The organism is Sphingobium sp. BHU LFT2 (assembly GCF_018604485.1).
In the GTDB taxonomy this organism is placed as follows: domain Bacteria; phylum Pseudomonadota; class Alphaproteobacteria; order Sphingomonadales; family Sphingomonadaceae; genus Sphingobium; species Sphingobium yanoikuyae_A.
In genome coordinates, this window is sequence record NZ_JAFCGW010000001.1 from 310801 (window position 1) to 336428 (window position 25628).

The 25628-nt window shown below is 65.6% G+C and carries 29 protein-coding genes; 14 read left to right on the forward strand and 15 right to left on the reverse strand.

Going from position 1 to position 25628, the window contains the following annotated elements:
- Window position 1: 1 nt before the first annotated feature.
- From JQK15_RS01540 to JQK15_RS01570, 7 genes are read right to left on the reverse strand one after another with little or no spacing between them, the layout of a single operon-like run.
- Entirely contained in the window at window positions 2-427 is a 426-nt protein-coding gene (locus JQK15_RS01540; RefSeq protein ID WP_010338845.1) for a hypothetical protein, read from the reverse strand.
- Window positions 424-1752, reverse strand: a complete 1329-nt coding sequence (locus JQK15_RS01545; protein WP_010338846.1) for a FliI/YscN family ATPase — start codon at window positions 1750-1752, stop codon at window positions 424-426. The genes JQK15_RS01540 and JQK15_RS01545 overlap by 4 nt, the downstream gene beginning before the upstream one ends.
- On the reverse strand, window positions 1749-2390 hold the full coding sequence (locus tag JQK15_RS01550; protein WP_251007509.1) for a FliH/SctL family protein: 642 nt from the start codon (window positions 2388-2390) through the stop codon (window positions 1749-1751). Before JQK15_RS01550 ends, JQK15_RS01545 begins: the two co-directional genes overlap by 4 nt.
- The gene (fliG, locus tag JQK15_RS01555; RefSeq protein ID WP_004208190.1) at window positions 2383-3399 is read right to left on the reverse strand and encodes a flagellar motor switch protein FliG; all 1017 of its coding nucleotides are present in this window, start codon (window positions 3397-3399) and stop codon (window positions 2383-2385) included. The genes JQK15_RS01550 and fliG overlap by 8 nt, the downstream gene beginning before the upstream one ends.
- Complete coding sequence (gene fliF / locus JQK15_RS01560) at window positions 3392-5140, reverse strand: flagellar basal-body MS-ring/collar protein FliF (protein WP_037507677.1); 1749 nt, start codon at window positions 5138-5140, stop codon at window positions 3392-3394. The genes fliG and fliF overlap by 8 nt, the downstream gene beginning before the upstream one ends.
- Before the next feature lie 3 nt (window positions 5141-5143).
- Complete coding sequence (fliE, locus tag JQK15_RS01565; RefSeq protein WP_037517575.1) at window positions 5144-5503, reverse strand: flagellar hook-basal body complex protein FliE; 360 nt, start codon at window positions 5501-5503, stop codon at window positions 5144-5146.
- A gap of 13 nt (window positions 5504-5516) precedes the next feature.
- Window positions 5517-6794, reverse strand: coding sequence for a sigma 54-interacting transcriptional regulator (locus tag JQK15_RS01570; protein ID WP_029547900.1), 1278 nt, complete (start codon window positions 6792-6794; stop codon window positions 5517-5519).
- A 312-nt stretch (window positions 6795-7106) separates the two neighbouring features.
- On the opposite strand from JQK15_RS01570, the gene JQK15_RS01575 reads away from it, so the two are divergent.
- The 3 genes from JQK15_RS01575 to mdoH all read left to right on the forward strand — a co-directional run bounded on the left by JQK15_RS01575 (window position 7107) and on the right by mdoH (window position 11616).
- Window positions 7107-7967: a flagellin N-terminal helical domain-containing protein gene (locus tag JQK15_RS01575; protein ID WP_010338850.1), complete on the forward strand. Its 861-nt coding sequence runs from the start codon at window positions 7107-7109 to the stop codon at window positions 7965-7967.
- A 214-nt stretch (window positions 7968-8181) separates the two neighbouring features.
- Complete coding sequence (locus JQK15_RS01580; RefSeq protein ID WP_214863068.1) at window positions 8182-9669, forward strand: OpgD/OpgG family glucan biosynthesis protein; 1488 nt, start codon at window positions 8182-8184, stop codon at window positions 9667-9669.
- A gap of 60 nt (window positions 9670-9729) precedes the next feature.
- Window positions 9730-11616, forward strand: a complete 1887-nt coding sequence (gene mdoH, locus JQK15_RS01585; RefSeq protein ID WP_026109019.1) for a glucans biosynthesis glucosyltransferase MdoH — start codon at window positions 9730-9732, stop codon at window positions 11614-11616.
- A 16-nt stretch (window positions 11617-11632) separates the two neighbouring features.
- Here the strand turns inward: mdoH and JQK15_RS01590 are convergent, their stop codons facing one another.
- The 8 genes from JQK15_RS01590 to JQK15_RS01625 all read right to left on the reverse strand — a co-directional run bounded on the left by JQK15_RS01590 (window position 11633) and on the right by JQK15_RS01625 (window position 17927).
- Window positions 11633-12370 carry a FliA/WhiG family RNA polymerase sigma factor gene (locus JQK15_RS01590; RefSeq protein ID WP_214863070.1) on the reverse strand — a complete coding sequence of 246 codons (738 nt, stop codon included), beginning with the start codon at window positions 12368-12370 and terminating at the stop codon, window positions 11633-11635.
- A 12-nt stretch (window positions 12371-12382) separates the two neighbouring features.
- The gene (gene flhA / locus JQK15_RS01595) at window positions 12383-14500 is read right to left on the reverse strand and encodes a flagellar biosynthesis protein FlhA (RefSeq protein WP_004208198.1); all 2118 of its coding nucleotides are present in this window, start codon (window positions 14498-14500) and stop codon (window positions 12383-12385) included.
- A gap of 9 nt (window positions 14501-14509) precedes the next feature.
- A complete protein-coding gene (locus JQK15_RS01600; protein WP_026109018.1) occupies window positions 14510-15343 on the reverse strand; it encodes a hypothetical protein in 834 nt (277 codons plus the stop codon).
- 146 nt (window positions 15344-15489) lie between these two features.
- Window positions 15490-15801, reverse strand: coding sequence for a hypothetical protein (locus JQK15_RS01605; protein WP_004208200.1), 312 nt, complete (start codon window positions 15799-15801; stop codon window positions 15490-15492).
- A gap of 15 nt (window positions 15802-15816) precedes the next feature.
- Window positions 15817-16092 carry a flagellar biosynthesis anti-sigma factor FlgM gene (gene flgM, locus JQK15_RS01610; protein ID WP_214863072.1) on the reverse strand — a complete coding sequence of 92 codons (276 nt, stop codon included), beginning with the start codon at window positions 16090-16092 and terminating at the stop codon, window positions 15817-15819.
- Between the two features lie 45 nt (window positions 16093-16137).
- On the reverse strand, window positions 16138-16686 hold the full coding sequence (locus tag JQK15_RS01615; protein ID WP_037517563.1) for a flagella basal body P-ring formation protein FlgA: 549 nt from the start codon (window positions 16684-16686) through the stop codon (window positions 16138-16140).
- 63 nt (window positions 16687-16749) lie between these two features.
- Window positions 16750-17262: an OmpA/MotB family protein gene (locus JQK15_RS01620; RefSeq protein WP_069335727.1), complete on the reverse strand. Its 513-nt coding sequence runs from the start codon at window positions 17260-17262 to the stop codon at window positions 16750-16752.
- Window positions 17259-17927, reverse strand: coding sequence for a motility protein A (locus tag JQK15_RS01625; protein ID WP_004208204.1), 669 nt, complete (start codon window positions 17925-17927; stop codon window positions 17259-17261). Before JQK15_RS01625 ends, JQK15_RS01620 begins: the two co-directional genes overlap by 4 nt.
- Here JQK15_RS01625 and JQK15_RS01630 point away from each other — a divergent pair.
- The 11 genes from JQK15_RS01630 to flgK all read left to right on the forward strand — a co-directional run bounded on the left by JQK15_RS01630 (window position 17907) and on the right by flgK (window position 25613).
- Complete coding sequence (locus tag JQK15_RS01630) at window positions 17907-18179, forward strand: hypothetical protein (RefSeq protein ID WP_214863074.1); 273 nt, start codon at window positions 17907-17909, stop codon at window positions 18177-18179. The genes JQK15_RS01625 and JQK15_RS01630 overlap by 21 nt on opposite strands.
- A gap of 6 nt (window positions 18180-18185) precedes the next feature.
- The gene (gene flgB, locus JQK15_RS01635) at window positions 18186-18554 is read left to right on the forward strand and encodes a flagellar basal body rod protein FlgB (RefSeq protein ID WP_004208205.1); all 369 of its coding nucleotides are present in this window, start codon (window positions 18186-18188) and stop codon (window positions 18552-18554) included.
- A 2-nt stretch (window positions 18555-18556) separates the two neighbouring features.
- Window positions 18557-18967: a flagellar basal body rod protein FlgC gene (flgC, locus tag JQK15_RS01640; protein ID WP_004208206.1), complete on the forward strand. Its 411-nt coding sequence runs from the start codon at window positions 18557-18559 to the stop codon at window positions 18965-18967.
- Entirely contained in the window at window positions 18964-19623 is a 660-nt protein-coding gene (locus JQK15_RS01645) for a flagellar hook assembly protein FlgD (protein ID WP_214863076.1), read from the forward strand. Before flgC ends, JQK15_RS01645 begins: the two co-directional genes overlap by 4 nt.
- A 34-nt stretch (window positions 19624-19657) precedes the next feature.
- Entirely contained in the window at window positions 19658-20503 is an 846-nt protein-coding gene (locus JQK15_RS01650; RefSeq protein WP_017500436.1) for a flagellar hook-basal body complex protein, read from the forward strand.
- A gap of 24 nt (window positions 20504-20527) precedes the next feature.
- Complete coding sequence (locus JQK15_RS01655; RefSeq protein WP_004208209.1) at window positions 20528-21271, forward strand: flagellar basal body rod protein FlgF; 744 nt, start codon at window positions 20528-20530, stop codon at window positions 21269-21271.
- 68 nt (window positions 21272-21339) lie between these two features.
- Complete coding sequence (flgG, locus tag JQK15_RS01660) at window positions 21340-22128, forward strand: flagellar basal-body rod protein FlgG (protein ID WP_010338863.1); 789 nt, start codon at window positions 21340-21342, stop codon at window positions 22126-22128.
- 8 nt (window positions 22129-22136) lie between these two features.
- A complete protein-coding gene (locus JQK15_RS01665) occupies window positions 22137-22817 on the forward strand; it encodes a flagellar basal body L-ring protein FlgH (protein WP_004208211.1) in 681 nt (226 codons plus the stop codon).
- Window positions 22817-23932, forward strand: coding sequence for a flagellar basal body P-ring protein FlgI (locus JQK15_RS01670; protein ID WP_125997869.1), 1116 nt, complete (start codon window positions 22817-22819; stop codon window positions 23930-23932). Before JQK15_RS01665 ends, JQK15_RS01670 begins: the two co-directional genes overlap by 1 nt.
- The gene (locus tag JQK15_RS01675) at window positions 23932-24276 is read left to right on the forward strand and encodes a rod-binding protein (protein WP_010338865.1); all 345 of its coding nucleotides are present in this window, start codon (window positions 23932-23934) and stop codon (window positions 24274-24276) included. The genes JQK15_RS01670 and JQK15_RS01675 overlap by 1 nt, the downstream gene beginning before the upstream one ends.
- A complete protein-coding gene (flgK, locus tag JQK15_RS01680; protein ID WP_004208214.1) occupies window positions 24273-25613 on the forward strand; it encodes a flagellar hook-associated protein FlgK in 1341 nt (446 codons plus the stop codon). Before JQK15_RS01675 ends, flgK begins: the two co-directional genes overlap by 4 nt.
- The last annotated feature ends 15 nt before the right edge of the window (window positions 25614-25628 follow it).

Genomic DNA, 25628 nt, shown 5'->3' on the forward strand with positions numbered 1-25628 from the left:
GTCAATTGTCCCCCGTGCGCTGCATGCGGCGATAGCGCGGCAGCGCGGCAAGCTTGTTCTCGCGCCATTCTTCCAGCGCGACGCGGGCCCGATCCTTCAGGCGCGCGGCAATTTCCTTCTCGCGGTTGGCCGCGATGCTGAGCCCTTCCTTCGCCTCCACCTTGCGGCGGGCGTCATAGAGCGCGCCGTCGAGCTGGCGACCGGCCTGCTCCAGACGACTGGCCAGTTCCTGCATCGATGCAAAGGAGGCACCGGTGGCGCCGCCCTGAACGCCGAACAGCTCGCCCCGCACCCGGCGCAGACGTTCGAGGTTGGTGGCGATCCCTTCCGCTTCGTCGCGGGCGCGCGCGGTCTCGGCCATGGCCATGGCATGCTGGACATGGCGCACGCGCAGCACGCGATGACGGCGGGACACCAGCCCCTTCACGCGCCGAACTCCGCGATCAGCGCGTTGGCGCTGGTATCAAGGTCGATCCGGCTCTTCTGGTCCTGGCGGATGAAGTTCAGAATTTCCTGGCGACGCTGCACCGCCTCGTCGATCACCGGATCATTGCCGGGACGATAGGCGCCCATCAGGATGAGGTCGCGATTTTCCTCATAGGCAGCCCAGAGGCGGCGATAGGCGGCTGCGGCCTGGCGATGCTCGTCCGGCACGACGTCGGCCATCACGCGCGACAAGGATTTGCCGATGTCGATCGCCGGGAAGATCGCCTGTTCAGACAGGCTGCGCGACAGCACGAAATGCCCGTCGACAATGGCGCGGGCGGCATCGACGATTGGATCGTCGGTGTCGTCGCCATCGGCGAGAACGGTGTAGAGCGCGGTGATCGAGCCGCCGGTGCGGGCGTCGACGCCGGCCCGCTCGACCAGACGCGGGATCAGCGCCAGCGCCGAAGGCGGATAGCCCTTCATCGCCGGCGGTTCGCCGAGCGCCAGGCCGATCTCGCGCTGGGCATGGGCGCAGCGCGTGAGGCTGTCGATCAGCAGCAGCACCTTCTTGCCGCGAGCGCGGAAATATTCGGCGATGGCGGTGGCGCGCGCGGCGGCGCGCAGGCGCAGCACCGGCGGATGATCGGCCGGCACGGCAACCACGATGCTCTTGTGCATCGCATGCTTGAGCTTGGTTTCGAGGAAGTCGCTGACCTCGCGGCCACGCTCGCCGATCAGGCCGGTGACGACGATATCGGCTTCCGCGCCGGCGATCATCTGGCCCATCAGCACCGACTTGCCGACACCCGAGCCGGCGATGATGGCGATGCGCTGACCGCGCCCGGCGGTCAGCAGCGCGTTGACGGCGCGCACGCCAAGGTCGAACGGCTCGGTCACGCGGCCGCGATCGAGGACATTGCCCTTCACCCCGTTGAGCGGCCAGACGCCGCCGGCGATGATCGGCCCCTTGCGGTCGAGCGGCTGGCCCATGGCGTCGATGACGCGGCCGATCAGCCCCTCACCCACCTGCACCATATTGGCCTGGCTGTCGGGTTCGACACGAATGCCATTTTCCAGCGGCGCGTCGGCATCGAGCGGCACCAGCAGGGTGCGCTCACCACGAAAGCCAACGACTTCGGCGCGGCAGACCGACCCGTCGCTGGCAAGGACGCGGGCGCCCGAACCGATCGGACGGCGGAAGCCGGTGACTTCCAGCATGCCGGCATCATGGCTGACCAGACGGCCGACATGGCGCGGCTGGCGATTCTGGACCTGAAGATGCTCGAACAGGGTTTCGGCCTGCGCCAGCTCGGCGCGGATCATGCCTTACCCTCCATGTCGTCCATCAGGGCGCGCAGGCGCGCCAGACGAACGTCCGGGCCATCCTCGACCCAGCCATCGGCGGTTTCGAGGCGCACGCAGCCGCGCTGCATGTTCTTGTCCGACACCAGCGGCACGCCGATCTGCTCGCCTTCGAGCAGGGCGACGTCGTCAGGATGCAGATGCAGCGCGCTCTTGTCGCTGCTGCTGTCGATAAAGGCGGCCACGGCCTCGCAACGCTGGGTCAGTCGATCAAGATCGATCTGCACTTCGCCGACAATCTGTTCGACCAGGCGAACGACCGTGGCCGACAACATGGTCGACAGGCTGCCGCTGGGCGCCGGCGCCAGCATTTCGAGCGCGGCGGTCAGGCGGTTGCGCGCCTCGATCTCGTTCGCCTGATCCTCACCGGCAGCGCGATAGCCTTCCTCGAAACCCTGCGAGAAGCCCGCCATATGGGCTTCGTCGATCGGATCGGTTTCCGGTTCGGCATGGATCGGGGCGCGGGCGGGCGCCGCGATGACGTCGCCGGGCAGCGCCGAATAAAGGCTGCGGAAGCCGTTGCTGGCCACCTGGCCAACGCCGATCATCGGCACGCTCGATACGTCATGGCTGGCTTCGGCGGCCCAGATCTTAGACAAAGTCGTTCCCCTTGCCACCCAGCATGATGGTGCCGGCATCCGCCATGCGGCGGGCGGTGGCGATGATCAGCTTCTGCGCGTCGATGACTTCGGCCAGGCGGATCGGGCCGCGTTCCTCGATCTCGTCGGCGATCGCCTGTGCGGCGCGGGCCGACATGCAGCTGAAGATCTTCGCCTTGAGCATGTCGTTCGCACCCTTGAGCGCCACGACCAGCACCTGGCTGTCGACGGTGCGCATCAGCGTGCCCAGATTCTTGTCATCCATGTCGATCAGGTTATCGAAGACGAACATTTCCTCTTCGATGGTCTGGGCGATCATCTTGTCGCGCTTGGCGACGGCCTTCATGATCCGCTGCTCATTGTCCTTGCGGACATTGTTCATGATCGCGGCCGCTTCGACCGTGCCACCGCGCTGCGACGCCGCGCCCTGCTTGTTCACCGGACCGCGCAGCAGCAACTGCTCCAGATCGTCCAGCGCCTCGTTCGACACCGGGCCGAGCGTGGCGATGCGATAGACGATCTCTTCCTGATATTCAGTCGGCAGCAATTGCAGCACGTCGGCGGCAACCGGCGCTTCCAGATGGGCCAGCACAATCGCCATGATCTGCGGATGCTCCATCTCGATCAGGACGGCGATTTCCTTGGCGTCCATCCACTTCAGCATTTCCAGCTGGGTGGAGCGGGTCGGCGGGGTGATGCGGGCCAGGATGGTTTCGGCCCGTTCCTCGCCCAGCGCCTTGGTCATCGCGCCGCGGATATGGCGGGTGGCGCCATAGCCGATGGTGGTGCGCTTCTTGGCCTTGGTGACGAAATGGTCGAGCGCCTCGTTCACTTCCTCGGGATCGACATCCTGCACGTCATACATGGCATAGCCGAGCTGACGGACTTCTTCGGGCTCCAGGCGCGACAGGATCTGCGCCGCTTCATCCTCATCGAACAGCATCAGCAAGACGGCGGCGGCGGCGCTGCCCTTGAGCGCCTCGGGACGGCCGGGGACGATCTCAGGCATTTTCCTTCTTTCCTTCCTTCAGAAGGTCGCGGACCACCAGGGCGGCGCGATCGGGATCCTGCTTGACGAAGTTGCGGATCAGGTCGGCGCGCTGGGCATAGTCATAGGTGGACGAGATCATGTCGAGCGTCACCGGACGGCTGGGATCGGGATTTTCGGTCGCCTGCTTGGTCAGTTCGCCCGAGATTTCGCGGCCCAGACGCTGCCCGACTTCGGCAGTCTCGACGGCCTTCGCTTCCTGGGCAGCGGCGCGGCGCTTGAGCAGCGGGCGGCCGATGCCGAAGATCACCAGCAGCGCGACCAGCAGGGCCGAGACATTGCGGATCAGCGGCGACATCCAGTCGGCCTCATACCAGGGGGCCTTGACCTCTTCGGCCTTGGCGAAGCTGCGGGCCGACAGGGCGACGACGTCGCCACGGGCCTGATCGAAGCCGACGGCCCCCTTCACCAGCGCTTCCAGCGCGGCGATTTCCTGGGCGGAGCGCGGCTTGCCGTCGGCGCCGGTGTCGAGCGCGACGGCGACCGACAGGCGCTTGACGGTGCCGACTGCATCCTTGGTGACCGACACTTCACGGCCCAGCTCGAAGCTGCGGTTGAAGGTTTCCTCGGTCTTCATCGGCGGCAGGCCCGGCGTGGCCGGCTGCTGCTGTTCGGTGGTCTGCCCCTGCGTAACGGCCTGGCCGTTCGGGTTGGTCTGGGTCACGGTCGGGTTGACCGGTGCCTGGTTGCTGAGCGCGCCGGGGATGCCCGATGCCTCGCCAGCCTTCTGGCCCCGCTCGTCCGACGACCAGCTGCCCTGCTCGGCACGCAGGCGCGCCTCGTCCTGGGGGAAGCTTTCGCGGGTCGCCTGGCGTTCGGCGAAATTCAGTTCGGCGTGGACTTCGGCCGAGAATTTGCCGTCGCCCAGGATCGGGGTCAGCAGCGCGACCACCGACTGGCGATAGCGATCCTCGATCCGGGTCTGGATGGCGAGCTGGCGATCGTCGGCGGCATTGCCGTCATTATTGCTGAGCAGGCGGCCATTCTGGTCGACGACCGAAATATCCTCCGGGTTCAGTTCCGGGATCGACGAGGCGACGAGATGGACGATGGCGCTGACCTGCGCGTCGGTGAGCGTGCGGCCCTGCGACAGGCGGAGCATCACCGAGGCGGAAGGCTTGGTGCGTTCGCGCAGAAAAACGCTGGGCGCTTCGACCGCGAGATGAACCTTGGCGCTTTCGACGCTGTCGATCGCCTCGATCGTGCGGGCGAGGTCGGTCTCGCGGGCGCCGCGCAGCTTCTCATTCTCGACCGCGCGGCTGGCGCCCATCGGCAGGCTGTCGATCATGCTGTTGCCGTCGGGCGCGCTCTTGGGCAGGCCCTGGGCGGCGAGCATCATCTTCGCCTTGAAATAGTCGCCCTCGCCAACGGTCATGCCGCCGGCATTGTCGAAGTCGTACTTGATGCCATTCTGGTCGAGCACCTGGGCGACGGCAGACTTGTCGCCATCGGGCAGGCCGCGGAACAGGTCGCGCTGTGGCGGTTCACGCAGGGCCAGCCAGGCAGCGCCGGCCACCGCGACGGTGCCGAGCAGGCCGAGCAGCGGCAGGCTCTTGGCCACGGCCGGCTGCTTGATGAAGCCCGCGAAGCGCGCCTTGAGCGCATCCACGCCCTTGGCATTGCCGAAGCTGGCACCGGTGACGGCCGGGAGGGCCGGGGCAGCGGCCGAGCCGCCATCGATGGTGAGTGCGTTCTCGCTCATGGGTTAGACCGGCATGCTCATGATGTCCTTGTAGGCGGACAGGAGTTTGTTGCGGACCTGGAGGGTCGCCTCGAAGCTGACCGATGCCTGCTGCTTGGCCAGCATGACCGCAGCGATATCGGTGGTTTCGCCCCGCTCGAACGCCGAGGCGGCATCGCCGGCCTGGGTCTGCAGGCCGTTGACCTGCTGGAGCGCGTTGTTGAGCGCGTCGGTGAAGCCGCCGGGCGCGGTGCCCTGTGTTGCGCCCGCGCCACCGGTCGAACCGACATTGCCGGTCGAGGCGACGTCGCGCAGCGCGGCGTTCTTCTGCAGGATGGCATTGCGCATCGCCATCACGCTGTCGGTGGGAGAGATACCGGTCATGCCCTAACCCTCCTTAAGCCGCAGCCAGCTCACGCATCTCGGCGAGCCGATAGCGCAGCGTGCGTTCGGAAATGCCCAGCTTGCGGGCGGCGGCGGCGCGATGGCCATCGGTCTCGCGCAGGGCGGTGCGGATCGCTTCCAGCTTGGAATGATGGGCGACGTCGCGCAGGCGGATCGGTTCGGCCGGTGCGGCAGCGACTGCGGCCACCGGCGTCGCCGAAACGATACGCAGCGGCTGCGGCGCGCCGGCGACATGCAGGTCGTCGGCCTCGATGCGCTCGCCGTCGCGCAGCACCAGCGCGCGCTGCAGCACATTGCCCAGCTCGCGGGCATTGCCCTGCCAGCGATGAGCGGCCAGCTTGTCGAGTGCGGCGGCGGTCGGCCAGACAAAGCCGTCCTTGCCGGCATCCTGGTGGCGCAGCAGCATGGCGGCGGCGATCGCGGCGATGTCGCCGGGACGTTCGGCCAGCGGGCGCAGTTCCAGCGCCATGACATTGAGGCGCCAGTAAAGGTCTTCGCGGAAGCGGCCGGCGGCGACTTCATCGGCCAGGTTGCGGTTGCAGGCGGCGACGATGCGGACATTGACCGGCACCGGATGAGTGGCGCCGACCGGCAGCACTTCGCCTTCCTGGAGGGCACGCAGCAGCTTGGCCTGGAGCGCGAGGGGCAGCTCCGCGATTTCGTCGAGGAACAGGGTGCCGCCGTCCGCGGCCAGGAACAGGCCGTCCGAGGCATTGGATGCGCCGGTGAAGCTGCCCTTCTTGTGGCCGAACAGCATGGCTTCCATCATGGTTTCGGGCAGCGCGGCGCAGTTGACGGCGATGAAGTCATGGGTGACCCGGCCGGACTGGGTATGAAGGAAGCGCGCCATGCCTTCCTTGCCGGTGCCGGTATCGCCCTGGATCAGGACGGTGGCATCGCTGCGGGCCACGCGGCCGGCGAGCGTCATCAGGCGGGCACTGGCGGCATCGCCAACGGCCGGGACCGAAGCCGGGCGGGCCAGTTCGGCGATCAGCGCGAAGGCAAAGCCCATGTCTTCGAGGCCAAAGGCGACGCGGGCGGGCAGGCCATTGGCCGCCGGCACCAGTGACGGCTTGCCGTCGACCAGGTTGATGAGGATATCGCGATGGGTGGCATGACCGATCTCGGTCGCGAGAAGGACGCGGCGGCTATCCCGCTCACGCGGGCTCTGCGCATCCACGATCCGCACCGTGTACAAGGCATTTTCGAGCCAGTGCTGCAAGCCCGGAACGAGCGCGCAGACCCCACGGCTCACGTCAAGCGATGACATGAACTGTCCCCAGTGTCTTGGCAGGTTTGTGCCCCCGCACGCCCCTACCCCCTTCGATGACTTAAATTTACGCCTACGTGGTTATTAGATGGTTAACGCGGCCATTAACTTGCCGGTGACCGGCAATTTTTTTCCGCTCCGCCGGCAGAAAAATCGCACTCTATATATACGCGCACGCGTAGAGGGCTGTTTTTCCGTCTTTTTCCAGAAAAATCGCATCGCCCCCTAAAAGCTTTTCGCGGCCCGCCGTTATCCCCTTTCGAGGCCGCAAGCGTCAGACGACAGCGACCTGATGAACGGAAAGGGAATATCATGACTGTTATCGGAACCAACTCGTCGGCGCTGCGGGCCACCAATGCTTCGGCCGCCTCCAGCAAGGCTCTGTCCACCGCCATGGAGCGCCTGTCGACCGGCAAGCGCATCAACTCGGCCAAGGACGACGCCGCCGGCCTCGCCATCGCTTCGTCGATGACCTCGCAGATCAAGGGCATGACCCAGGGCATCCGCAACGCCAATGACGGCATCAGCCTGGCGCAGACCGCAGAAGGCGCACTGGGCGAAGTCACCAACATGCTGCAGCGCATGCGTGAACTGACCGTCCAGGCCGGCAACGACACCAACGACGACACCGCCAAGGGCAACATCAAGTCGGAAATCGACCAGCTCGCCACCCAGATCGGCAAGGTTCTGTCGGACACCAGCTTCAACGGCATCAAGCTGTTCGACGGTTCGGCCGGTCCCGCCTCTGACGGCAAGATCAACATCCAGGCTGGTGCCAACTCCAGCGACGCGATCGAAATCGACCTGGGCAATGTCGAAGACGACACCGATGTCGCCGCCGTCGTGACCGCTGGTGCGACCACCACCGCCCTCGACGTCACGGCCGGCACCTTCGACGTCGGCGCAGCGCTCGACCTCTACGACTCGGCCCTGAAGGCGATCGACACTTCGCGCGCCAATCTCGGTGCGGTGCAGAACCGCCTGGAATCGACCGTCAACACGCTGACCGCGAACGTCACCAACCTGACCGACGCCAAGAGCCGCATCGAAGACGCCGATTTCTCGACCGAAACCACCGCGCTCGCCAAGGCCCAGATCCTGAGCCAGGCATCGACCGCGATGCTGGCCCAGGCCAACCAGAGCCAGCAGAACGTCATGAAGCTGATCCAGTAATCCGGATCAGACACCGAAAATGACGGGTTGAGGTATTGGTCACCGGCAACCCGCCATGTCACCCCCGGCACATCAACAGTCCCCACCGTGCCGGGGGTAACACCTTCGATCAAACGGCCAAATTCGAAGCCTCCGTCCCCCCCGGACGGGGGCTTCATCGCGTTTGATTACAGGCGCATCTTGCAATGCCGCGATCAGCACCCATGATGGACGCATGACCATGATCGACCGGCGCGCCTTGATCGCTGCTTCGGGCGCAGCGCTGCTGCTCCCCCGCCCTGCCCTTTCCCAAGCCAGAAACGACCGTTTCTCCTGGGATGGCATCATCGCCATGGCACAGAAGCTGGCGCGCGCGCCCTTTGCCGAAACCCCGCCCAATCCGGTCGCCGCCAAGGTCGGTTATGACCAGATGCACCAGGCCCGGTTCCGCGACGAGAAGACGATCTGGGGCGACCTGTCCGGCGACACCGGCGTCCGCCTGTTTCCGCTGAGCGGCACGGCCCAGCAGCCGGTGCAGATCGCGTTGGTGGACAAGGGCGTGGCGACGCCGCTGCGTTATGACCCCGCCATGTTCGAGACGCCCGACGGCAATGCCGTCGCGGACCTTGGCCCGGACGCGGGCTATGCCGGCTTCCGTATCATGAATGCCAGGCGCGACGGCGACTGGCTGTCCTTCCTGGGTGCCAGCTATTTCCGCGCGCCCGGCCCGACCAAGCAGTTCGGCCTGTCCGCCCGCGCGATCGCGATCAACACCAGCATTCCGGGCAAGGAGGAATTTCCCCGCTTCACCCATTTCTGGCTGGAGCGGACCGGCGACAGCAGCGTCACCGTCTATGCCCTGCTCGACGGGGCGTCGATCACCGGCGCCTTCCGCTTCGTCAATCGGCTTGGCGCCAAGGGGGTGACACAGGACGTGACCGCTGCCCTCTTCCCGCGCCGGCCGATCCCCGAACTGGGCCTGATGGCGATGACCAGCATGTTCTGGTACGACGAGGCGCATCGGACCAAGGGCACCGACTGGCGCCCGGAAATCCATGATTCCGACCTGCTCTCCATCGCCAGCGCCGATGGCAGCGCGCAGGCCCGGCCGCTGGTGAACCCGTCCGTCCCGCGCGTCGATGGCTTTGCCGAGACCAGCCCCAAGGGCTTTGGCCTGTTGCAGCGCGACCGCAATTTCGACCATTATCAGGATGACGGCGTCTATTATGACCGTCGCCCCTCGCTATGGGCGACGCCGTCTGCGCCGCTGGGCGCAGGACAGGTGCGGCTCTACACCTTCCCGACCGACAGCGAATATACCGACAATGTCTGCGCCTATTGGACGCCGGCCAAGGCCGCGCGTCCCGGCAGCCGGATCGATGCCGCCTATCGCCTGGACTGGACCGCGGACCGGGCACCCGCCGGCAGCAATCTGGCGATCGTGCAGGCGGTCTGGCGCGGTCGTGGTGACGAAGCCGGGGTCGAGCGACTGGTGATCGACTTTGCCGGCCTGCCCGCCGATGCGAAGCCCGAACTGTGGACCGACATCGGCAATGGCACCATCGTCAAGAAGGGCGGATATCCGGTGCTGGGCCAGACGGGATTGTATCGCGTGGCGATCGATATCCGCAAATCGGGCGACAGGGCGGCGGATATCCGGGTCCAACTTCGCTCTGGCAATCGCGCGTTCAGTGAATATGTGCATTATCCGATAGGCGCATGAAGGGAACCACGCGGGTAGCGAAAGGTTCTAGCGCTCGGGTTAACCAGGAATGGGTCTGACATGACATCGACAGGAGGCACGAACGTGGCCGATGGGGCCACGGGGTCGCAAGCGCTTGTCCGGGCGTTCGAAAGCGTGCCGGCAGAGGCGCCGCTTGCCATGCCGGTGCAGGATTTCGCGACCGCGCCGGGTCGGATCCATCGGCCGCTGAACATCGACCTGTGGGCCCGCCGGCTGCTGGTCGTGCTGCTGGCGCTGCTGCCCGCCGCGCTTGCCGCGCACGAGATGCGCCGGTCGATCGGCCTGGACGGCATTTCCTTCTGGGAAGGCGTCTATCTTGCCCTGTTCATCCCGCTCTTTGCCTGGATCGCCTTTGGCTTTGCCACTGCCGCGATCGGCTTCCTGCTGCTGACGGTCGGCAAGGGCAAGGGCGTTCGCCCCTATATCCCGCGCGACCGCACACCGCTCAAGGCGCGCACCGCCATCCTGCTGCCGGTCTGCAACGAGGATTTCCTGGGCGTGCTCGGCCGCCTGTCGATCATGGAACGATCTCTGTCGCAGGTAATGGGCGGCGAGCGCTTCGAATTCTTCATCCTGTCGGATTCCAACCCGGAAAATGGCGAGACCGAGCGCAAGGCCTATTTGGAAATGCGCAAGGCCTTCTCGCGCCCGGTCCATTATCGCCGCCGCGCCCGCAATATCGGCCGCAAGCCGGGCAATATCGAGGAGTGGGTGACCCGTTTCGGCGGCGCATATGACCATATGATCGTGCTGGATGCCGACAGCGTGATGAGCGGCCAGACCATGGCGCGCCTGTCGGTCGACATGGAACGTCACCCGCATCTGGGCCTTATCCAGACCGTCCCGACGGTGATGGGCGCCGCCACGCTGTTCGCCCGCTGGCAGCAATTTGCCAGCCGCCTGTTCGGGCCGATCTCGGCCGCCGGCATGATCTGGTGGGCCGGGTCCGAAGGCATGTTCTGGGGCCATAATGCGATCGTGCGGGTGCGCGCTTTCGCCGAAAGCTGCGGCCTGCCCGAACTGCCGGGGCGCGCGCCCTTTGGCGGCCATATATTGAGCCATGACATGCTGGAAGCGGCGCTGCTGCGCCGGCGCGGCTGGGACGTCCACATGGTCACCGCCGACGACAGTTTCGAGGAATTTCCGCCGGCCATGCCCGACCTGTTCACCCGCGATCGTCGCTGGTGCCAGGGCAATATCCAGCATGTCCCGCTGCTGGCGAAGATCAAGGGGCTGCACCCGGTCAGCCGGTTCCAACTGTTCGTCGGCGCATCGGCCTATTGCACCTCGCCGCTATGGCTGGCGATGATGCTGGTGGTTCTGGGCGGCGTCGCCACCGGCGTCTGGCCGCCGGCCGCCGTGCTGCCGTCCAGCACGCTGCTGACGGTAACGGCGGTGCTGCTGTTCGGCCCCAAGATATTGGCGATCGGCTGGGCCATGGCCGACCCGTCGCGGCGGATCGGCTTTGGCGGCGCGGTGCGGATGACGCGCGGCGTGATCGCCGACATAATCCTGTCGATCCTGATGGCGCCGGTCGCGATGCTGACCCAGACGATCAACCTGTTTTCCATCCTGATGGGCCGCAAGGCGAGCTGGAACGGCCAGACCCGCGACCGCGACGGCATGGCGATCCTGGGCGCAATCTGGCTGTTCAAATGGCATATCTTGCTGGGCGTCGGCCTGGCCGTGCTGGCGGTGCGCGCCAATGCGATCGGCTGGATGAGCCCGGTGCTGGCCGGCCTGTTCGCCGCGCCCATTCTGGCCGCGCTGACCGCGCGCAAGGATCTGGGCCAGCGGGCGGAAAATAGCGGCCTGTTCCAGGTGCCCGAACCCTGGTGGCGGACACAGAATTACCGGCCGCTGCGTTTCCGTTGGCCGGTTCCGGGTCGCAAGGCATCGGTATCGCGCCCCGCCAACGACGGTTGACGGGCGCGCGGGCCGGTCAGTTCCAGTCGCTGAGCTTGCCGCGCAGCTTGTCGAGCGCCGACTTCTTGATCTGGCACACGCGCGCAGCACCAATGTCCAGCGTCTGGCCGATTTCCTCCAGATTGAGTTCCTCGACGAAATAGAGTTGCAGCACCAGTGCCTCGCGCTCGGGCAGTTCGCCGATGCATTTGGCCAGCGCGCCCTTGAGCGATTCCCGCTGCATGATGTCGTCGGCGCGATCCTCGACATCGGCGAACCACATGGACTGGTCGGAATAGACCTCGTCCATGCTGGTGTGCTGGACCATCTCGGCGCCATCGGCCGCCTCACGATAATCGGCGGCATCCATGTCCAGTTCAGCGGCCATTTCGGCTTCGAGCGGCGCCCGGCCCAATTTCTGTTCCAGCTTCGCGCGGGTGGCGGCCAGCTTCTTGCGGGTCGCCATGGCGGAGCGGCACAGGGTCGAATGGCGCCGCAGATGATCGATCATCGCGCCGCGCACGCGCAGTTGCGCATAGGAGGCGAAGCCCAGGCCGCGATCCTCGAAACTGTTGGCAGATTCCACCAGCGCAACCATGCCGATCTGCAGCAGATCCTCCACCTCGATCGCGCTGGAGACGCGGCCATGGACGTGCCAGGCGATCTTGCGCACCAGCGGCATATAGCGACGCGCCAGCTGTTCAGGGGAATTGGCAAGCCCTGCCCGTCCATAGGTAAGGACATCCGAGCCTGCAGCGACCTTATTCATATACATTGGTCAGTCTCCTCAGGCGACGCGTTCACGCGGCAGCGGATCGTGCCGGGGCGTGGGACGCTGCTCGCCACCGACGACGGCGACAACCTCGACACCCTTGCCGTCCGGGATTTCCAGGAAGGACAGCACCGGGGTCTCGGGCAGATGGGGTTTGAACAGCCGCGCAAGCGCGCGGCGCGCGACCGGCGAGGTGACGATGGCGAAATTGCGCGCCTGGCCCAGCATCGGCCGGGCGGCATGCACGACCGATTCGACGATGCGGTTGCCCAGGCTCGGCTCGATCGGATGCTTGGCGTCGCCGGCGACACGCATCGCCTGCGCCAGCATCGCTTCCAGATCGCCGTCGAGGGTGATGACCGGCAGCGGCATCTTCACCGGGACAAGGCCCTGGATGATGAGCGCGCCGATGCGCTGGCGCACCGCTTCGACAAGCTGTTCGTGGTTCATGTCGGGGCGGGCCGCATCGACCATCGCCTCGCAGATACGGCGGAAGTCCTTGAGCGCGATCCCTTCCGACAGCAGCGCGCGGCACAGCGCGGAAATCTGTGTCAGGCTGAGCGTGCCGGGGGTCAGGCCATCGACCAGCTGCGGCGCGACATCCTTGAGATTGTCGAGCAGCTTGCGAGCCTCGTCCAGACCGAACATCTCGGCTGCGTTCATCGCGATTAGCTGGTTGAGATGGGTGGCGACCACCGTCGGCGGATCGACCACGGTATAGCCGGCGACCACCGCCTCGCTGCGCTTGGCCGGCGAAATCCAGACAGCGTCGAGGCCGAAGGTCGGATCCTTGGCCGGGCGACCGGCGACCGTGCCTTCCAGCATGCCGCTGTCCAGCGCCAGCAGATCGTCGGGCCAGATATCATCCTCGCCCACGACGACGCCGGCGATGGTGATGCGATACTGATTGGGTTCGAGCGCGAGATTGTCCTTCACGCGGACCATCGGCACGACAAAGCCCAGTTCCTTCGACAACTGGCGACGAATGCCGGTGATGCGGGCCATCAGCGGCGCGCCCTTGCGCTCGTCGACCAGGCCGATGAGGCCATAGCCGATCTCCAGACCCAGGATCGCGCCATCGGACACGTCGTTCCATTCGATGATGGCCGGGTTGGGCGGCGGCGCGACCGGTTCGGGTTCGGCGGCCTTGCGCTGACCCGCCTTGCGCAGTTGCCAGGCGATGCCGCCGGCGATGGCGGCGGCCGTCAGGATGATGAGATGCGGCATACCCGGCAGGATGCCGAGGAAGCCGAGGATCGCGGCCACGGGCACCCAGGCCTTGCCGGTGCCGAACTGGCCGGCGACCTGCGCCGAAAGATCCTGTTCGGACTTGACGCGGGTCACGATCGAGGCGGCAGCGATCGACAGCAGCAGCGCCGGGATCTGCGCGACCAGCGCGTCACCGATGGCGAGCAGGATATAGGTCTGGGCCGCATCGCCCATCGCCAGGCCATGGCTGACCACGCCCAGGATGATGCCGCCGATGATGTTGATCGCCAGGATCAGGATGCCGGCAATCGCGTCGCCCTTCACGAACTTGGACGCACCGTCCATCGAACCGTAGAAATCCGCTTCGGTCGCGACTTCGGCGCGGCGCAGCTTGGCTTCCTCAGGCGTCATCAGGCCAGCGTTGAGATCGGCGTCGATCGCCATCTGCTTGCCCGGCAGGGCGTCCAGGGTGAAGCGGGCCGACACTTCCGACACGCGGCCGGCGCCCTTGGTGATGACCACCAGGTTGATGATCATCAGGATCGCGAAGACGAAGATGCCGACGACATAGTCGCCGCCGATCAGGAAGTGGCCGAACGCCTCGATCACCTGGCCGGCCGCGTCCGATCCCTCATGGCCGGACACCAGCACGACGCGGGTCGAGGCGACGTTGAGCGCCAGGCGCAGCAGGGTCGCGAACAGCAGCACCGTCGGGAAGCTGGAAAAGTCGAGCGGCTTGGCGGCGTTCAGCGCCACCATCAGCACGGCAAGGCTGATCATGATGTTGGTGATGAAGCCGATGTCCAGCATCACCGCCGGCACCGGCACCATCATGAACAGCACGACCATCAGCGTGGCGAACGGCAACACCGCCCCCTTGGCGGCGCTCATCCAGATCTTCGCTTTGACTTGGGTGGGAGTCATGAGAGGCCGTTACCTTCCGAGGGTGGCGAGCATGAGATAGGCGAGACGCGCGGTCTGCGGTTCCGGGCGGACGGTAACGTCGGCCTGGGTCGCAAGGCGCTGGGTTTCGATCCGCACATAATCGGCGGGAGCGACGGTCTTCGCGCCGCTGGGTAGCCCAGTTGCGCCAGATGCGTCGGCATATTGGACATTGCCGGTGCCGATCGAATCGACACCCTTTTGCAGCTTGCTGGCGAAGCGATCGCGAATATCGGCGAAGCTGCGGGCATTGCCCTGCTTGTCATAGAAGATCGAGCGATTGGCGCGGGCCGCCGCCGGGAAGATCGAGGCGGCCGTTGCGCCAGGCGCGCGATCATTCATCGACAGGAATTTGGACGCACCGCCCACGCCCAGGAAATGGGCGAGGTAGAGATCGACCGGCTCGGCCTCACGGCCCAGGCGGCTTTCCAGATAGGCCTTGTTGTCGGCGGCATGTTCCGCCGCCATGACCGAGGCGGTCTCGGGATGCTTGCGCAGGTCCAGGATCTGCTGGCGCAGATCAGGGTCCGACACATAATAGCGGCCATTGCTGCCCTTGCTGATCGCGTCAGCCGCCCAGCCCAGCCCATATTCGGCGCCATGCTTGTCGACGACGGCGAGCCAGCTCTGGTCGACGAACTGATAGAGACCGGTGGCGGAAGAGGTGGCGGCACGGGCGCTGGGGTTCAGGCTGGATTCGATCTTGGCCTGACCAAGCAGGTAGGAGAAGTCCACGCCGGTACGACGGCTCGCCATCGCAATCGCGTTGGTGACGCGATTACCGGCCGAAGCTCCCGTTGCTGAAATGTCTGCAAGTGCCGACACTGACCCACAATCCCCATTTGGTACCGTGGGCTATTAGAGCAATGCTTGTGCCAAGATTTGGTTAACGCGGTTAAACAAGATTCTGCGTAAAACGAAAAACGGCGCCGATTGGCGCCGCTTTAGCCCGAAAGCAAAATTTATTTTTGTCAGCGCCGACCGTAGGTGAGCGGCGCATTGCGAGCGCCGTTGGAGGTCAGGATCGCGAGTCGCTGACTGGTATAGTCCGCCAGCACATTGGTGCGGACGCGCGCCGCTTCGATCAGCGGCAGGAGCCGGTTGAGCCGTTCGACCACATCGGGTTCGGAGCGCCAGGCGCCAATCGCACGGGCGGCAGCGGCCGCCGTGCTGACCCTGGTGCTGGCAGCTTCGATCGCGGCCGCATCATTGCCGTCCAGCGCAGCGCGCAGGTCGTCAAATGCGGCGAAGAGACCATCCAATGCAGCAAGGCCGAGGGGCATGAAGGAATGTCCTGTTTAGGCGGGAAGATCGAGCGCCATCATCCGGTCGGCGATCACCGACGGGTTGACGGGATAATTGCCCGAAGCGATCGCGGCCTTGATGGCGGCGATGCGGTCCATGTCGACAGGCGCGCCTTCGGCCGCCATACGCGCCGCCGGGCTGGCCGACGTCGATGCCGACGCGGTGGTGCCGGTCGATCCGGTTGCCGATGCGACGCGGGTCTTGCCCCCTTCGCGCAAGCGGTTTGCCTCGATTGCCGAACTGATGCTCTGGCCGACTGAGTTGATCATTGGTTCATTCCTTCACTCGTCCCTTGAACGCTATAACGGACAAGTTCAAAAATTATTAAATCCCGGAATGCGCACTACGCCCATGTCCACGATCTGGGCAAGTACAGGCGATGACTTCTTGTCTTCGCGCACGCGAATCGTCTCGCCAATTGCGCCATCTTCATCGGCGATCATCATGCGCGATACGCTGAAACTGGCATTGCCAGCCATGAGCTGGACCGGATCGCCGCGTTTGACGACCGATTCCTTGACAACCGGCCGCGCGGCCGGGGCATAGCGACCGACCGGGCCGGAAGCAGCTGCCGCGGCGCCCGCGACCAGCGGCACGCGGATGCGCCAGCCCAGTGCATCGCACTTGACCATGGCGGCGCCGAAGATCGGCCCTTCGACGCTGGGCGTGGTCGGGCAGGCTGCAAGGCGGAGGCGACGATCGACCGGCGCCAGCGGGCCACCGGGTTCACCCATGTTCGCGCCGACTGTCATCGCGACCAGGCTGTCGATGCGATCCAGATTCTCGAACTTCTGCTGCGCCAGCGCGGGCTGCGCAGCGGCGCAGGCCAGGGCGATGGCGAGGAACTGAACGGGTCTGGTCACGGCGTTTCTCCGAAAATGCGGACTTTCGCCATGGTTAAAAGCAACAAACGTGCCAGTTAAGGATCAGGGCTTCACGGTCTCGCCCGGTGCGATGCGGATCACCTGCCCCTGCCCGTCGGCGCTGTCCGCCTGATCCAGGCCGCGGATGAGCAGCCGATCGCCGCCTATGCCCTGCGCCTTGAGCGCACGCGCCACGGCGCCAAGCCGCGCCGCCGCCAGATCCCAATCGTCGAAACGCTGTCGTGCCCGGTCCTGCCCCTGGCTGCGCAGTTCGATCATGCGGTCATCCTGCATATAGGGCCGCACCGCCGCGCGCAGACGTATCTGCCCTTGCGGCGTCAGCATCGCCTCGCCCGGCGCAAACAGCTCTGCCGCGCGCAGTTCGATCGCGGTGCGGGCGGGACGGCCACCAAATTGGCGACTGACCTCCGCCAGCATCGCATCGCGGCGCTGGCTGCCGGTCGCCTGGAGCAGCACGAAGAAGCCGAGCAGCAGCATCAGCAGATCGGCAAAGCTGACGGCCCAGCGATTGCGCCGGGCCGCCGTTGCGGCCGATGGAATTGCAGGCGCGGTCATGCGACTTCGCGGATCGATGCGCGGCGCAGCGGCGCATTTTCGCGCCGTGCGATCGCCAGCATGCGCGCCACCGCCTCCTGCTGCCAGGCAAGTTCCTGTTCGGACAGGGTCGCCAGACGCGCAGCGATCGGCGCGGCGAGCAGATTGGCGATGACCACGCCATAAAGGGTTGTGAGCAGCGCAAGCGCCATGGAAGGACCAAGCGCGGACGGATCATCCATCGCCGCGAACATGCCGACCAGCCCAATGATCGTGCCAGCCATGCCCAGCGCCGGCGCCGCATCGGCGACCGACAGCCAGACGTTGCGCACGCTGGCGTGGCGCTGGGCCCGATCGGCCAGCGCCTGCGACGCCCAGGTTTCGAATTGTTCGACGCGATCGCAATTGGCAAGGCGACGCGCGGCATCGACCATGAAGCCGCTGTCACTCTTCACCCGGTCGATGCACATCAGGCCGCGCAACTGGGCCACTTGGTCAATCTGAAGCAGGGCCGTGCGCGCCGCATCCCGGTCGCGCAGCGGATCGGCGCGCAGCAAAGGCCGCAACGCCACGCAGGCCCGGCCGACCGCCTGAACGCCATTTTGCGCCAGCGCCACGACCGCGACACCACCCAGCATCGCGGCGAGCGTGAGCGGATCGAACAGATGCGCCAAAATCCCGATCATGCCACCTTCCGTTCCGCCATGCTGACCGGGCGGCAAAAGATTGCCGCCACCCGGCAAATTTTTGCCGCCCTTGCCGCCCGATGCCGCGAAAGCCCGAATTTCCCGCAGTTTGCCGCACCATCCTGCGTCACCCACGCAAATTGGCACGGTCCTTGCGGATATCCGGCTGGATCGCTCGCATCGAACGCCATCAGGCAGGAGAACGACGGGACGATCGAAAGCTTTAGGCCCGAAAGGGCAAAAAGGGACTGACGGGAAATGTCGCTGGAAGACGGTTTGTTCGGGATCCACGGAAAGGCGCTGGCGCTTCGCTCGCAGCGCCTGTCCCTGCTCGCGTCGAACATCGCGAACGCTTCGACCCCCAACTACAAGGCGCGCGACATCGATTTCGATGCGGCGCTCAAGGAAGCGACCGCCCAGAGCGACCGCGGGCCGGCCGATGTCGGCCAGGCAGTGGACGATGCCATGGGCTATCGCGTGCCGTTGCAGCCCAGCCTTGACGGCAACACCGTCGAACTGAGCACCGAACAGACCCTGTTTGCGGAAAATGCGGTGAAATATCGCACTACCCTCTCCTTCCTGGAGGGCCGCATCAACACCATCAACCGCGCGCTGAAGGGAGAATGAGCATGAGCGGTTCAGGCCCCATGAATGTGTTCGACATCGCCGGCCGCGCCATGAGCGCGCAACTGGTGCGTCTGAACGCCACCGCATCGAACATGGCCAATGCCGGCAATGTCACCGGGAGCGCCGCCGAAGCCTATCGCGCAATCAAGCCGGTTTTCCAGTCGGTTACCGACAGCCCCGGCGTGTCGACGGTCAAGGTCGCCAATGTCGTGACCACCAATGCGGAACCGACCAAGCGCCACGACCCCAATCATCCGCTGGCCGATGCCAATGGCGATGTCTGGGAGTCTGCGGTCGATAGCAATGCGGAGATGGTCGACATGATCGAGACCGCCCGCATGTACCAGAATAATGTGCAGGTGCTCAACACCGCCAAATCCCTGATGCTCGAAACCATAAGGATCGGCAAATGACGACGACGTCTACCGTCACCGATAGCGCAGGCCTTTCGGTCTACAACCCGAATGCCAATGTCGGCACGGGCAGCGCGACCATGGACCAGTCGAGCTTCCTGACGCTGCTGACCGCGCAGATGCAGTATCAGGATCCGTTCGAACCGGTCGACAATACCGAGATGGTGTCGCAGATGGCGACGATCACCCAGTCGACCGGCATCGCCGAAATGAACCAGTCGCTGAAATCGCTGGCTTCGGAACTGAGCGGCACGCGGCTTGGCGATGCGGCCAGCTGGATCGGCAAGTCGATGCTGGTCCAGAGCAATGTCGCGGTGCCCGATTCCAGCGGCTATTATGCCGGCCAGATTACGCTGAGCGGCGCGAGCGATGCCGTCAGCATCGACCTGGTCGATGGCGACGGCAATGTCGTCAAGTCGATCGACCTGGGCGCGCAGAGCGCCGGCGAGGTCGCCTTCTACTGGGACGGCAAGGACGATGCGGGCGAAACCGTTTCCTCCTCCGCCCTGCAGGTCAAGGTCAATGGCGGCACCACCAGCCAGGTCGCGACCTGGGCCACCATCGCCGCCGTCCAGTCACCCGCTGACGGTTCCTCCTCCAAACTGATCACGGCGCTCGGCAGCTTCGCCCCGACCGACGCGATCAGCCTGATGTAATTTCACCCATCCTTTTCACCCAAGGAGCTACGCCATGTCCTTCTATGTTTCGCTTTCCGGCCTCAAGGGCGCACAGGCCGACCTGTCCGCCGTCTCGAACAACGTCGCCAACGTGAACTCGACCGCCTTCAAGAAGAGCAAAGCCCAGTTCGGCGACATCTTCGCCGCTGCGCCGATGCAGACCACCCACCAGGTCGCCGGCCAGGGCGTGCGCGTGCAGGGCATCACCCAGCAGTTCACCCAGGGCACGATCGAAACCACCGACAAGACGCTGGATATGGCGATCTCGGGCGAAGGCTTCTTCACCGTGAAGGGCGAAGACGGCACCATCAGCTATACCCGCAACGGCGCCTTCTCGGTCGACAATGACCGCTATGCCGTCGACACCACCGGGTCGCGCATCCAGGTATTCGCGGTCGATCCCGACACCGGCGAAATCACCACCCCGGCGACCAGCGCGACCACGCCCAACGACCTGACCGACCTGCAGATCCCGACCACCTACAAGGGCGAAGCCGATGGCGCGCAGCTGACCAGCGTGGGCGTGGGCAAGGACGGCCTGGTGTCGGCCATCTATGCCGACGGTTCGACCGTCTATCTGGGCCAGGTCGCCATGGCATCGTTCAATAGCCTGGAAGGCCTGCGCCAGCAGGGCGACGCGCACTGGACCTCGACCGTGGAAAGCGGCAACGCGATCATCGGCACGCCCAACCAGGGCATGTTCGGCGCCGTCAACTCGGGCTCGCTGGAACGTTCCAACGTCGACATCACCGACGAACTGGTCCAGCTGATCGCTGCCCAGCGCAACTTCCAGGCGAACTCGAAGGCGATCGAGGCGGCCAACACGCTGACCACCACCATCGTCAACATCCGTAGCTAAGGCTTAGGGTAGAAGGGGTAGCCCATGGACCGGCTCGTCAACACGGCACTGACCGCGATGCGCGGTGCGATGGCCCGCCAGGCGTCGATCGCGAACAATCTCGCGAACGCCAACACGGTCGGCTTTCGCGCCGAAATCGCCAATGCCGAGACGCGCTGGATCAAGGGCGACACCTTCGACACCCGAGCCCAGGCCTCCGAACAGGTGATCGCCGCCGACATGGCGCAGGGGGCGGTCACCGAAACCGGCAATCCGCTGGACGTGGCAATGAACGGCGACGCACTGCTCGCCGTTCAGGCCCCGGACGGACAGGAAGCCTATACGCGCCGTGGCGACCTGAAGGTCAATGACAGCGGCCTGCTGACCACCGGCGACGGCCTGGCCGTGCTGGGCCAGGGCGGCCCGATCACCCTGCCCCAGATGGACAGCGTATCGATCGCCCAGGATGGCAGCATCTGGGGCGTGCCCCAGGGCGGCGATCCGGCCAATCCGCAGCAGGTCGACAAGCTGAAGCTGGTCAATGCCGCCGGTTCCAGCATCGCCAAGGGCACGGACGGGCTGTTCCGCGAAGTGAATGGCGGCGCCCTGCCCGAAGATCCGATCGCGACCGTCACATCGGGATCGCTGGAAGGATCGAACGTCAACGCCACCGCCGCGCTGGTCCAGATGATCGAAGCCAGCCGCGCCTGGGAAACCCAGATCAAGATGATCGACACCGCCAAGCAGATGGACGACGGCGGCGCATCGCTCATGAAACTGGATGGTTAATTTTGGCACGCATCTTGCTGTGAACGACGCATGAGCATCCCTTCGGGGAGCCGCACGGAGATTGAACGATGACCAACGCCGCCCTTCATGTCGCCCGCACCGGCCTTGACGCGCAGAACACGAAGATGCGCGTGATCGCCAACAACCTGGCGAACGTCAACACGACCGGCTTCAAGAAGGACCGGGCCGACTTCGAGACGCTGGCCTATCAGCAGATCGTCGCCGCCGGCGCCAACAGCGACAGCCAGAACAAGTTCGCCACCGGCCTCAATCTGGGTTCGGGCGTCTCGTTGCAGGGCACCAGCAAGATCAACACGCAGGGCACGTTGCAGGAAACCGGCAATGCGCTGGACATGGCGATCGAGGGATCGGGCTATTTCCAGGTGCAGCAGGCCGACGGTTCGACCGCCTACACCCGCGCCGGCAATTTCAGCGTCACCGCCGAAGGCACCGTCGTCACCAGCGACGGCCTGCCGCTGATCCCGCAGATCACCGTGCCGCAGGGCGCGACGTCGGTCACCGTCGGCAATGACGGCACCGTGTCGGCGACACTGCAGGGCGAGAGCGAACCGACCCAGCTGGGCCAGATCGAACTGGCAAGCTTCATGAACCCGGCAGGGCTTCAGTCGATCGGCGGCAATCTGCTGGTCGAAACCGCCGCCAGCGGCACGCCGCAGGTCGGCACCGCGGGTCTGGAAGGCCGCGGCCTCATCCGCTCGGGCAATCTGGAAACCTCGAACGTCAACATCGTCGAGGAACTGGTCGACATGATCGAGACCCAGCGCGCCTATGAGGTCAATTCCAAGATGATCAAGGCGACGGACGAAATGCTCCAGTACGCCAACCAGAATATGTGAGCCGGCTGATGCGCGCGCTCTCCACTTCGCTCGTCGCTCTCGCCATGGTCTCCATGGCCGCGTCGCCCGCCTTCGCCGCAAAGAAGAAGCGCGAGGTAGAGCGCGAATATTATGCGCCGACCGTCATCGCCCAGCCGCAGGCCCCGCAGGCCAATGGATCGATCTTCCAGGTCTCGACCGGCTATACCCCGCTGACCAGCGGCGCGCGCGCCGGCAATGTCGGCGACATCATCACCATCGTGCTGGTCGAACGGACCCAGGCGACCAAGAGCAACAGCGCGGACACCAACCGCAGCGGCTCGATCGGCCTCAACCCGCCGACCACCGGTCCGCTGTCCAAGCTCTTCTCGTCCAGCGACATCGCGATGGGCGGCAACAACACGTTCACCGGCAAGGGCGCGGCGACCCAGTCGAACGCGCTGAACGGCGAGATCACCGTGACAGTCGCGGCCGCCTATCCCAACGGCACCATGCTGGTGAAGGGCGAGAAGGCGCTGACGCTCAATCGCGGCGACGAGTTCATCCAGATCAGCGGCCTGGTCCGCCAGGCCGATATCGGCCCGGACAACCGCATCCTGTCGACCCGCGTGGCCGACGCCAAGATCATCTATACCGGCAAGGGCGAGATCGCCCGCGCCAGCCGCCAGGGCTGGCTGCAGCGCTTCTTCTCGATGATCAGCCCCTTCTGATGGAGACCCGGATCGCCATGACCCGCCTGTTCCGCTTCCTCCTGCCGCTGCTGGCGCTGATCGCCGCGCCGGCCCATGCCGAACGCGTCAAGGATCTGGGCACCTTCCAGGGCGTCCGTCCCAACCAGCTGACCGGCTATGGCATCGTCGTGGGCCTGGCTGGCACTGGCGACGACAGCATCGAATATACGGTGCAGGGCATGAAGGGCGTGGTCTCGCGCTTTGGCCTGACCCTGCCCGCAGGCGTCAACCCGGCGCTCAAGAACGCCGCGGCCGTGCTGGTGACGGCCGACCTGCCCGCCTTTTCCAAGCCCGGCCAGCGGCTGGACGTCACCGTATCGGCGATGGGCAAGGCCAAGTCGCTGCGTGGCGGCACGCTGATCATGACGCCGCTGCGCGGCGCCGATAACGAAATCTATGCGATGGCGCAGGGCAATCTGGCCGTCGGCGGCCTGGGCGTGTCCGGTGCCGATGGCAGCCAGGTGTCGGTGAACATCCCGTCGGCCGGCCGCATCCCCGAAGGTGCGACGGTCGAGCGTGCGGTTGCCACCGGCTTCGACACCGCGCCGACCCTGACCTTCAACCTGTCCGAAGCCGACCTGACCACCGCGCTGCGCGTGGCCGACGGCATCAACAAGACCTTCGGCGATCGCCGCGCCCGTGCCATGGACGCCGTGTCGGTCGCGATCGACGCGACGCCGGGTGCCGAGGAACGCATCCTGATGATGGGCATGATCGAGAATATCGAGATCACGCCCGCCGATGCCCCGGCCCGCGTGATCGTCAACGCGCGCACCGGCACCGTCGTCATCAACGGCGCGGTGAAGATCCATCCGGCCGCCGTCGCCCATGGCAAATTGACCGTCAGCGTCAATGAAAGCCCGCGCGTGGTTCAGCCCGCGCCCTTCAGCCAGGGCCAGACCGCCGTCGAGCAATCGTCGAACATCAGCATCGACGAACAGAAAAAACCGATGGTCAATTTTAAAGGTGGGGCGTCGCTGGCCGATATAGTCAAGGCGGTCAACGCCATCGGGGCATCCCCGGCGGACATGGTCGCGATCCTTGAGGCGCTGAAACAGGCGGGCGCGATGAAAGCGGAACTGGTGGTGTTGTGATGCAGGTATCGAACGCAACCGCGGCGAGCGGCACGTCCAACCCCTTCGAGACCAAGGCTGCGCTGCAGAAGGCGGCGCAGCAGTTCGAAGCGGTATTCCTGCGCCAGATGATCGGCGCGATGCGATCGGCCAGCCTGGCCGAGGGCATCACCGATTCGAGCGCGACCCAGCAATTCCAGGACATGGCCGATGCGCGCACCGCCGACGCCATGTCGACCAAGGGCGCGATGGGCATCGCCGAACTGCTGATGCACCAGTTCGGTGCCCGCGTGAAGGACGACAGCCCGGCGGCGACCGGCAGCACGGCCGCGACCGGCACGGCAACCACGGCTGAGGGCGCATGAGCGACCTGTTCATCATCGGTGCGTCGGGCACCAAGGCCTATCGCACGGCAATGGCCGCCATTTCCGAGAATATCGCCAATGCCAGCACCGACGGCTATGCCCGCCGGTCGGTGACGACGGTGGAATCGGGATCGTCGACCGCGACCATGGCGACCTATGTCGCCAAGGCGAATTTCGGCGGCACCCAGGTCGCCAGCATCAATCGCGGCACCGACCCCTATCTGGATGCGTCAGTGCGCATCACCGCCATGGCGCTGGGCAGCGCGAACGCGCGCGTCCGCTGGCAGACCGACATCGAAACCGCGCTCAATGACACCGCCACCGGCGTCGGCCAGTTGATGACGACGATGTACCAGAATCTGGACAAGCTGGCGGCCAGCCCCAGCGACACGTCGTTGCGCGTCACCACGCTGGACAGCATCGGCCGCGTCGCCGAATCCTTCCGCCAGACCGCCGCCGACCTGGAAACCATATCGACCGGCATCAATACCGAGGCGCAGGCGTCAGCCCAGACGATCAACCAGCAATTGTCGTCTCTGGCCGCGATCAACAACAGCCTGCTGCGCGCGCAGCCGGGCACGTCGGCCTATGCCCAGTTGCTCGACAGCCGCGATTCCGCGCTGCAGACCCTGTCTTCCAACCTGAATGTGACGATCAGCTTCGGCGCGCATGACAGCGCCGAGGTCAGCTATAACGGCACCACTTTGGTATCGGGCGACACCGCCGCCTCGGTCGCGGTGACCGCGTCCGCCACCGATGGGCGCCTGTCGCTGGCCCTGTCTGACGGCACGGCACTCGCCGCTCCGTCCAACGGCACGCTGGGCGGTCTGTTCGCATCGGCCGACACCACCGCCGAACGCCGTGCCAGCCTCGACACGCTGGCCGAGCAGTTCGCCACCGACGTCAATGAGTGGCATGCGCAGGGCTATACCGATACCGGCGCCAGCGGCGTGCCGCTGCTGTCCTATGGCGGCAGCGCCGCGACGCTGGTCGCGCTGGACGTGGAGCCGGATGCTCTCGCGACCAAATCGGCCGACGGCACGCTGAACGGCAATCTGCTGACGGTGTCATCGACCCTGCGCGGCAGCGGCAGCGTCGAACAGGGCTGGACGACCCTGATCACCAGCAACGCCAATCTGCTGACCGCCAGCACGGCGGAAAAGACCACGGCCCAGAGCCGCAGCGACCAGGCGGTCGCCGCGCGCGAAGCGGTGAGCGGGGTCGATCTCGACATGGAGGCGGCAGACCTGCTGCGGATCCAGCAGGCCTATTCGGGCTGCGCCAAGATCCTGCAGGTCGCCAAGGACACGGTCGATTCGATCCTGCAGATCATGTGACGGAAGGACGCTGAG

Excerpts from the sequence above, each read along its gene's own strand:
- JQK15_RS01545 (WP_010338846.1), bottom strand. The coding sequence starts at position 1,752 with ATGATCCGCGCCGAGCTGGCGCAGGCCGAAACCCTGTTCGAGCATCTT.
- fliG (WP_004208190.1), bottom strand. The coding sequence starts at position 3,399 with ATGCCTGAGATCGTCCCCGGCCGTCCCGAGGCGCTCAAGGGCAGCGCC.
- fliF (WP_037507677.1), bottom strand. The coding sequence starts at position 5,140 with ATGAGCGAGAACGCACTCACCATCGATGGCGGCTCGGCCGCTGCCCCG.
- fliE (WP_037517575.1), bottom strand. The coding sequence starts at position 5,503 with ATGACCGGTATCTCTCCCACCGACAGCGTGATGGCGATGCGCAATGCC.
- JQK15_RS01570 (WP_029547900.1), bottom strand. The coding sequence starts at position 6,794 with ATGTCATCGCTTGACGTGAGCCGTGGGGTCTGCGCGCTCGTTCCGGGC.
- JQK15_RS01575 (WP_010338850.1), top strand. The coding sequence starts at position 7,107 with ATGACTGTTATCGGAACCAACTCGTCGGCGCTGCGGGCCACCAATGCT.
- JQK15_RS01580 (WP_214863068.1), top strand. The coding sequence starts at position 8,182 with ATGACCATGATCGACCGGCGCGCCTTGATCGCTGCTTCGGGCGCAGCG.
- mdoH (WP_026109019.1), top strand. The coding sequence starts at position 9,730 with ATGACATCGACAGGAGGCACGAACGTGGCCGATGGGGCCACGGGGTCG.
- JQK15_RS01590 (WP_214863070.1), bottom strand. The coding sequence starts at position 12,370 with ATGTATATGAATAAGGTCGCTGCAGGCTCGGATGTCCTTACCTATGGA.
- flhA (WP_004208198.1), bottom strand. The coding sequence starts at position 14,500 with ATGACTCCCACCCAAGTCAAAGCGAAGATCTGGATGAGCGCCGCCAAG.
- JQK15_RS01605 (WP_004208200.1), bottom strand. The coding sequence starts at position 15,801 with ATGCCCCTCGGCCTTGCTGCATTGGATGGTCTCTTCGCCGCATTTGAC.
- flgM (WP_214863072.1), bottom strand. The coding sequence starts at position 16,092 with ATGATCAACTCAGTCGGCCAGAGCATCAGTTCGGCAATCGAGGCAAAC.
- JQK15_RS01620 (WP_069335727.1), bottom strand. The coding sequence starts at position 17,262 with ATGACCGCGCCTGCAATTCCATCGGCCGCAACGGCGGCCCGGCGCAAT.
- JQK15_RS01630 (WP_214863074.1), top strand. The coding sequence starts at position 17,907 with ATGCGCCAAAATCCCGATCATGCCACCTTCCGTTCCGCCATGCTGACC.
- JQK15_RS01625 (WP_004208204.1), bottom strand. The coding sequence starts at position 17,927 with ATGATCGGGATTTTGGCGCATCTGTTCGATCCGCTCACGCTCGCCGCG.
- flgB (WP_004208205.1), top strand. The coding sequence starts at position 18,186 with ATGTCGCTGGAAGACGGTTTGTTCGGGATCCACGGAAAGGCGCTGGCG.
- flgC (WP_004208206.1), top strand. The coding sequence starts at position 18,557 with ATGAGCGGTTCAGGCCCCATGAATGTGTTCGACATCGCCGGCCGCGCC.
- JQK15_RS01645 (WP_214863076.1), top strand. The coding sequence starts at position 18,964 with ATGACGACGACGTCTACCGTCACCGATAGCGCAGGCCTTTCGGTCTAC.
- JQK15_RS01650 (WP_017500436.1), top strand. The coding sequence starts at position 19,658 with ATGTCCTTCTATGTTTCGCTTTCCGGCCTCAAGGGCGCACAGGCCGAC.
- JQK15_RS01655 (WP_004208209.1), top strand. The coding sequence starts at position 20,528 with ATGGACCGGCTCGTCAACACGGCACTGACCGCGATGCGCGGTGCGATG.
- flgG (WP_010338863.1), top strand. The coding sequence starts at position 21,340 with ATGACCAACGCCGCCCTTCATGTCGCCCGCACCGGCCTTGACGCGCAG.
- JQK15_RS01665 (WP_004208211.1), top strand. The coding sequence starts at position 22,137 with ATGCGCGCGCTCTCCACTTCGCTCGTCGCTCTCGCCATGGTCTCCATG.
- JQK15_RS01670 (WP_125997869.1), top strand. The coding sequence starts at position 22,817 with ATGGAGACCCGGATCGCCATGACCCGCCTGTTCCGCTTCCTCCTGCCG.
- JQK15_RS01675 (WP_010338865.1), top strand. The coding sequence starts at position 23,932 with ATGCAGGTATCGAACGCAACCGCGGCGAGCGGCACGTCCAACCCCTTC.
- flgK (WP_004208214.1), top strand. The coding sequence starts at position 24,273 with ATGAGCGACCTGTTCATCATCGGTGCGTCGGGCACCAAGGCCTATCGC.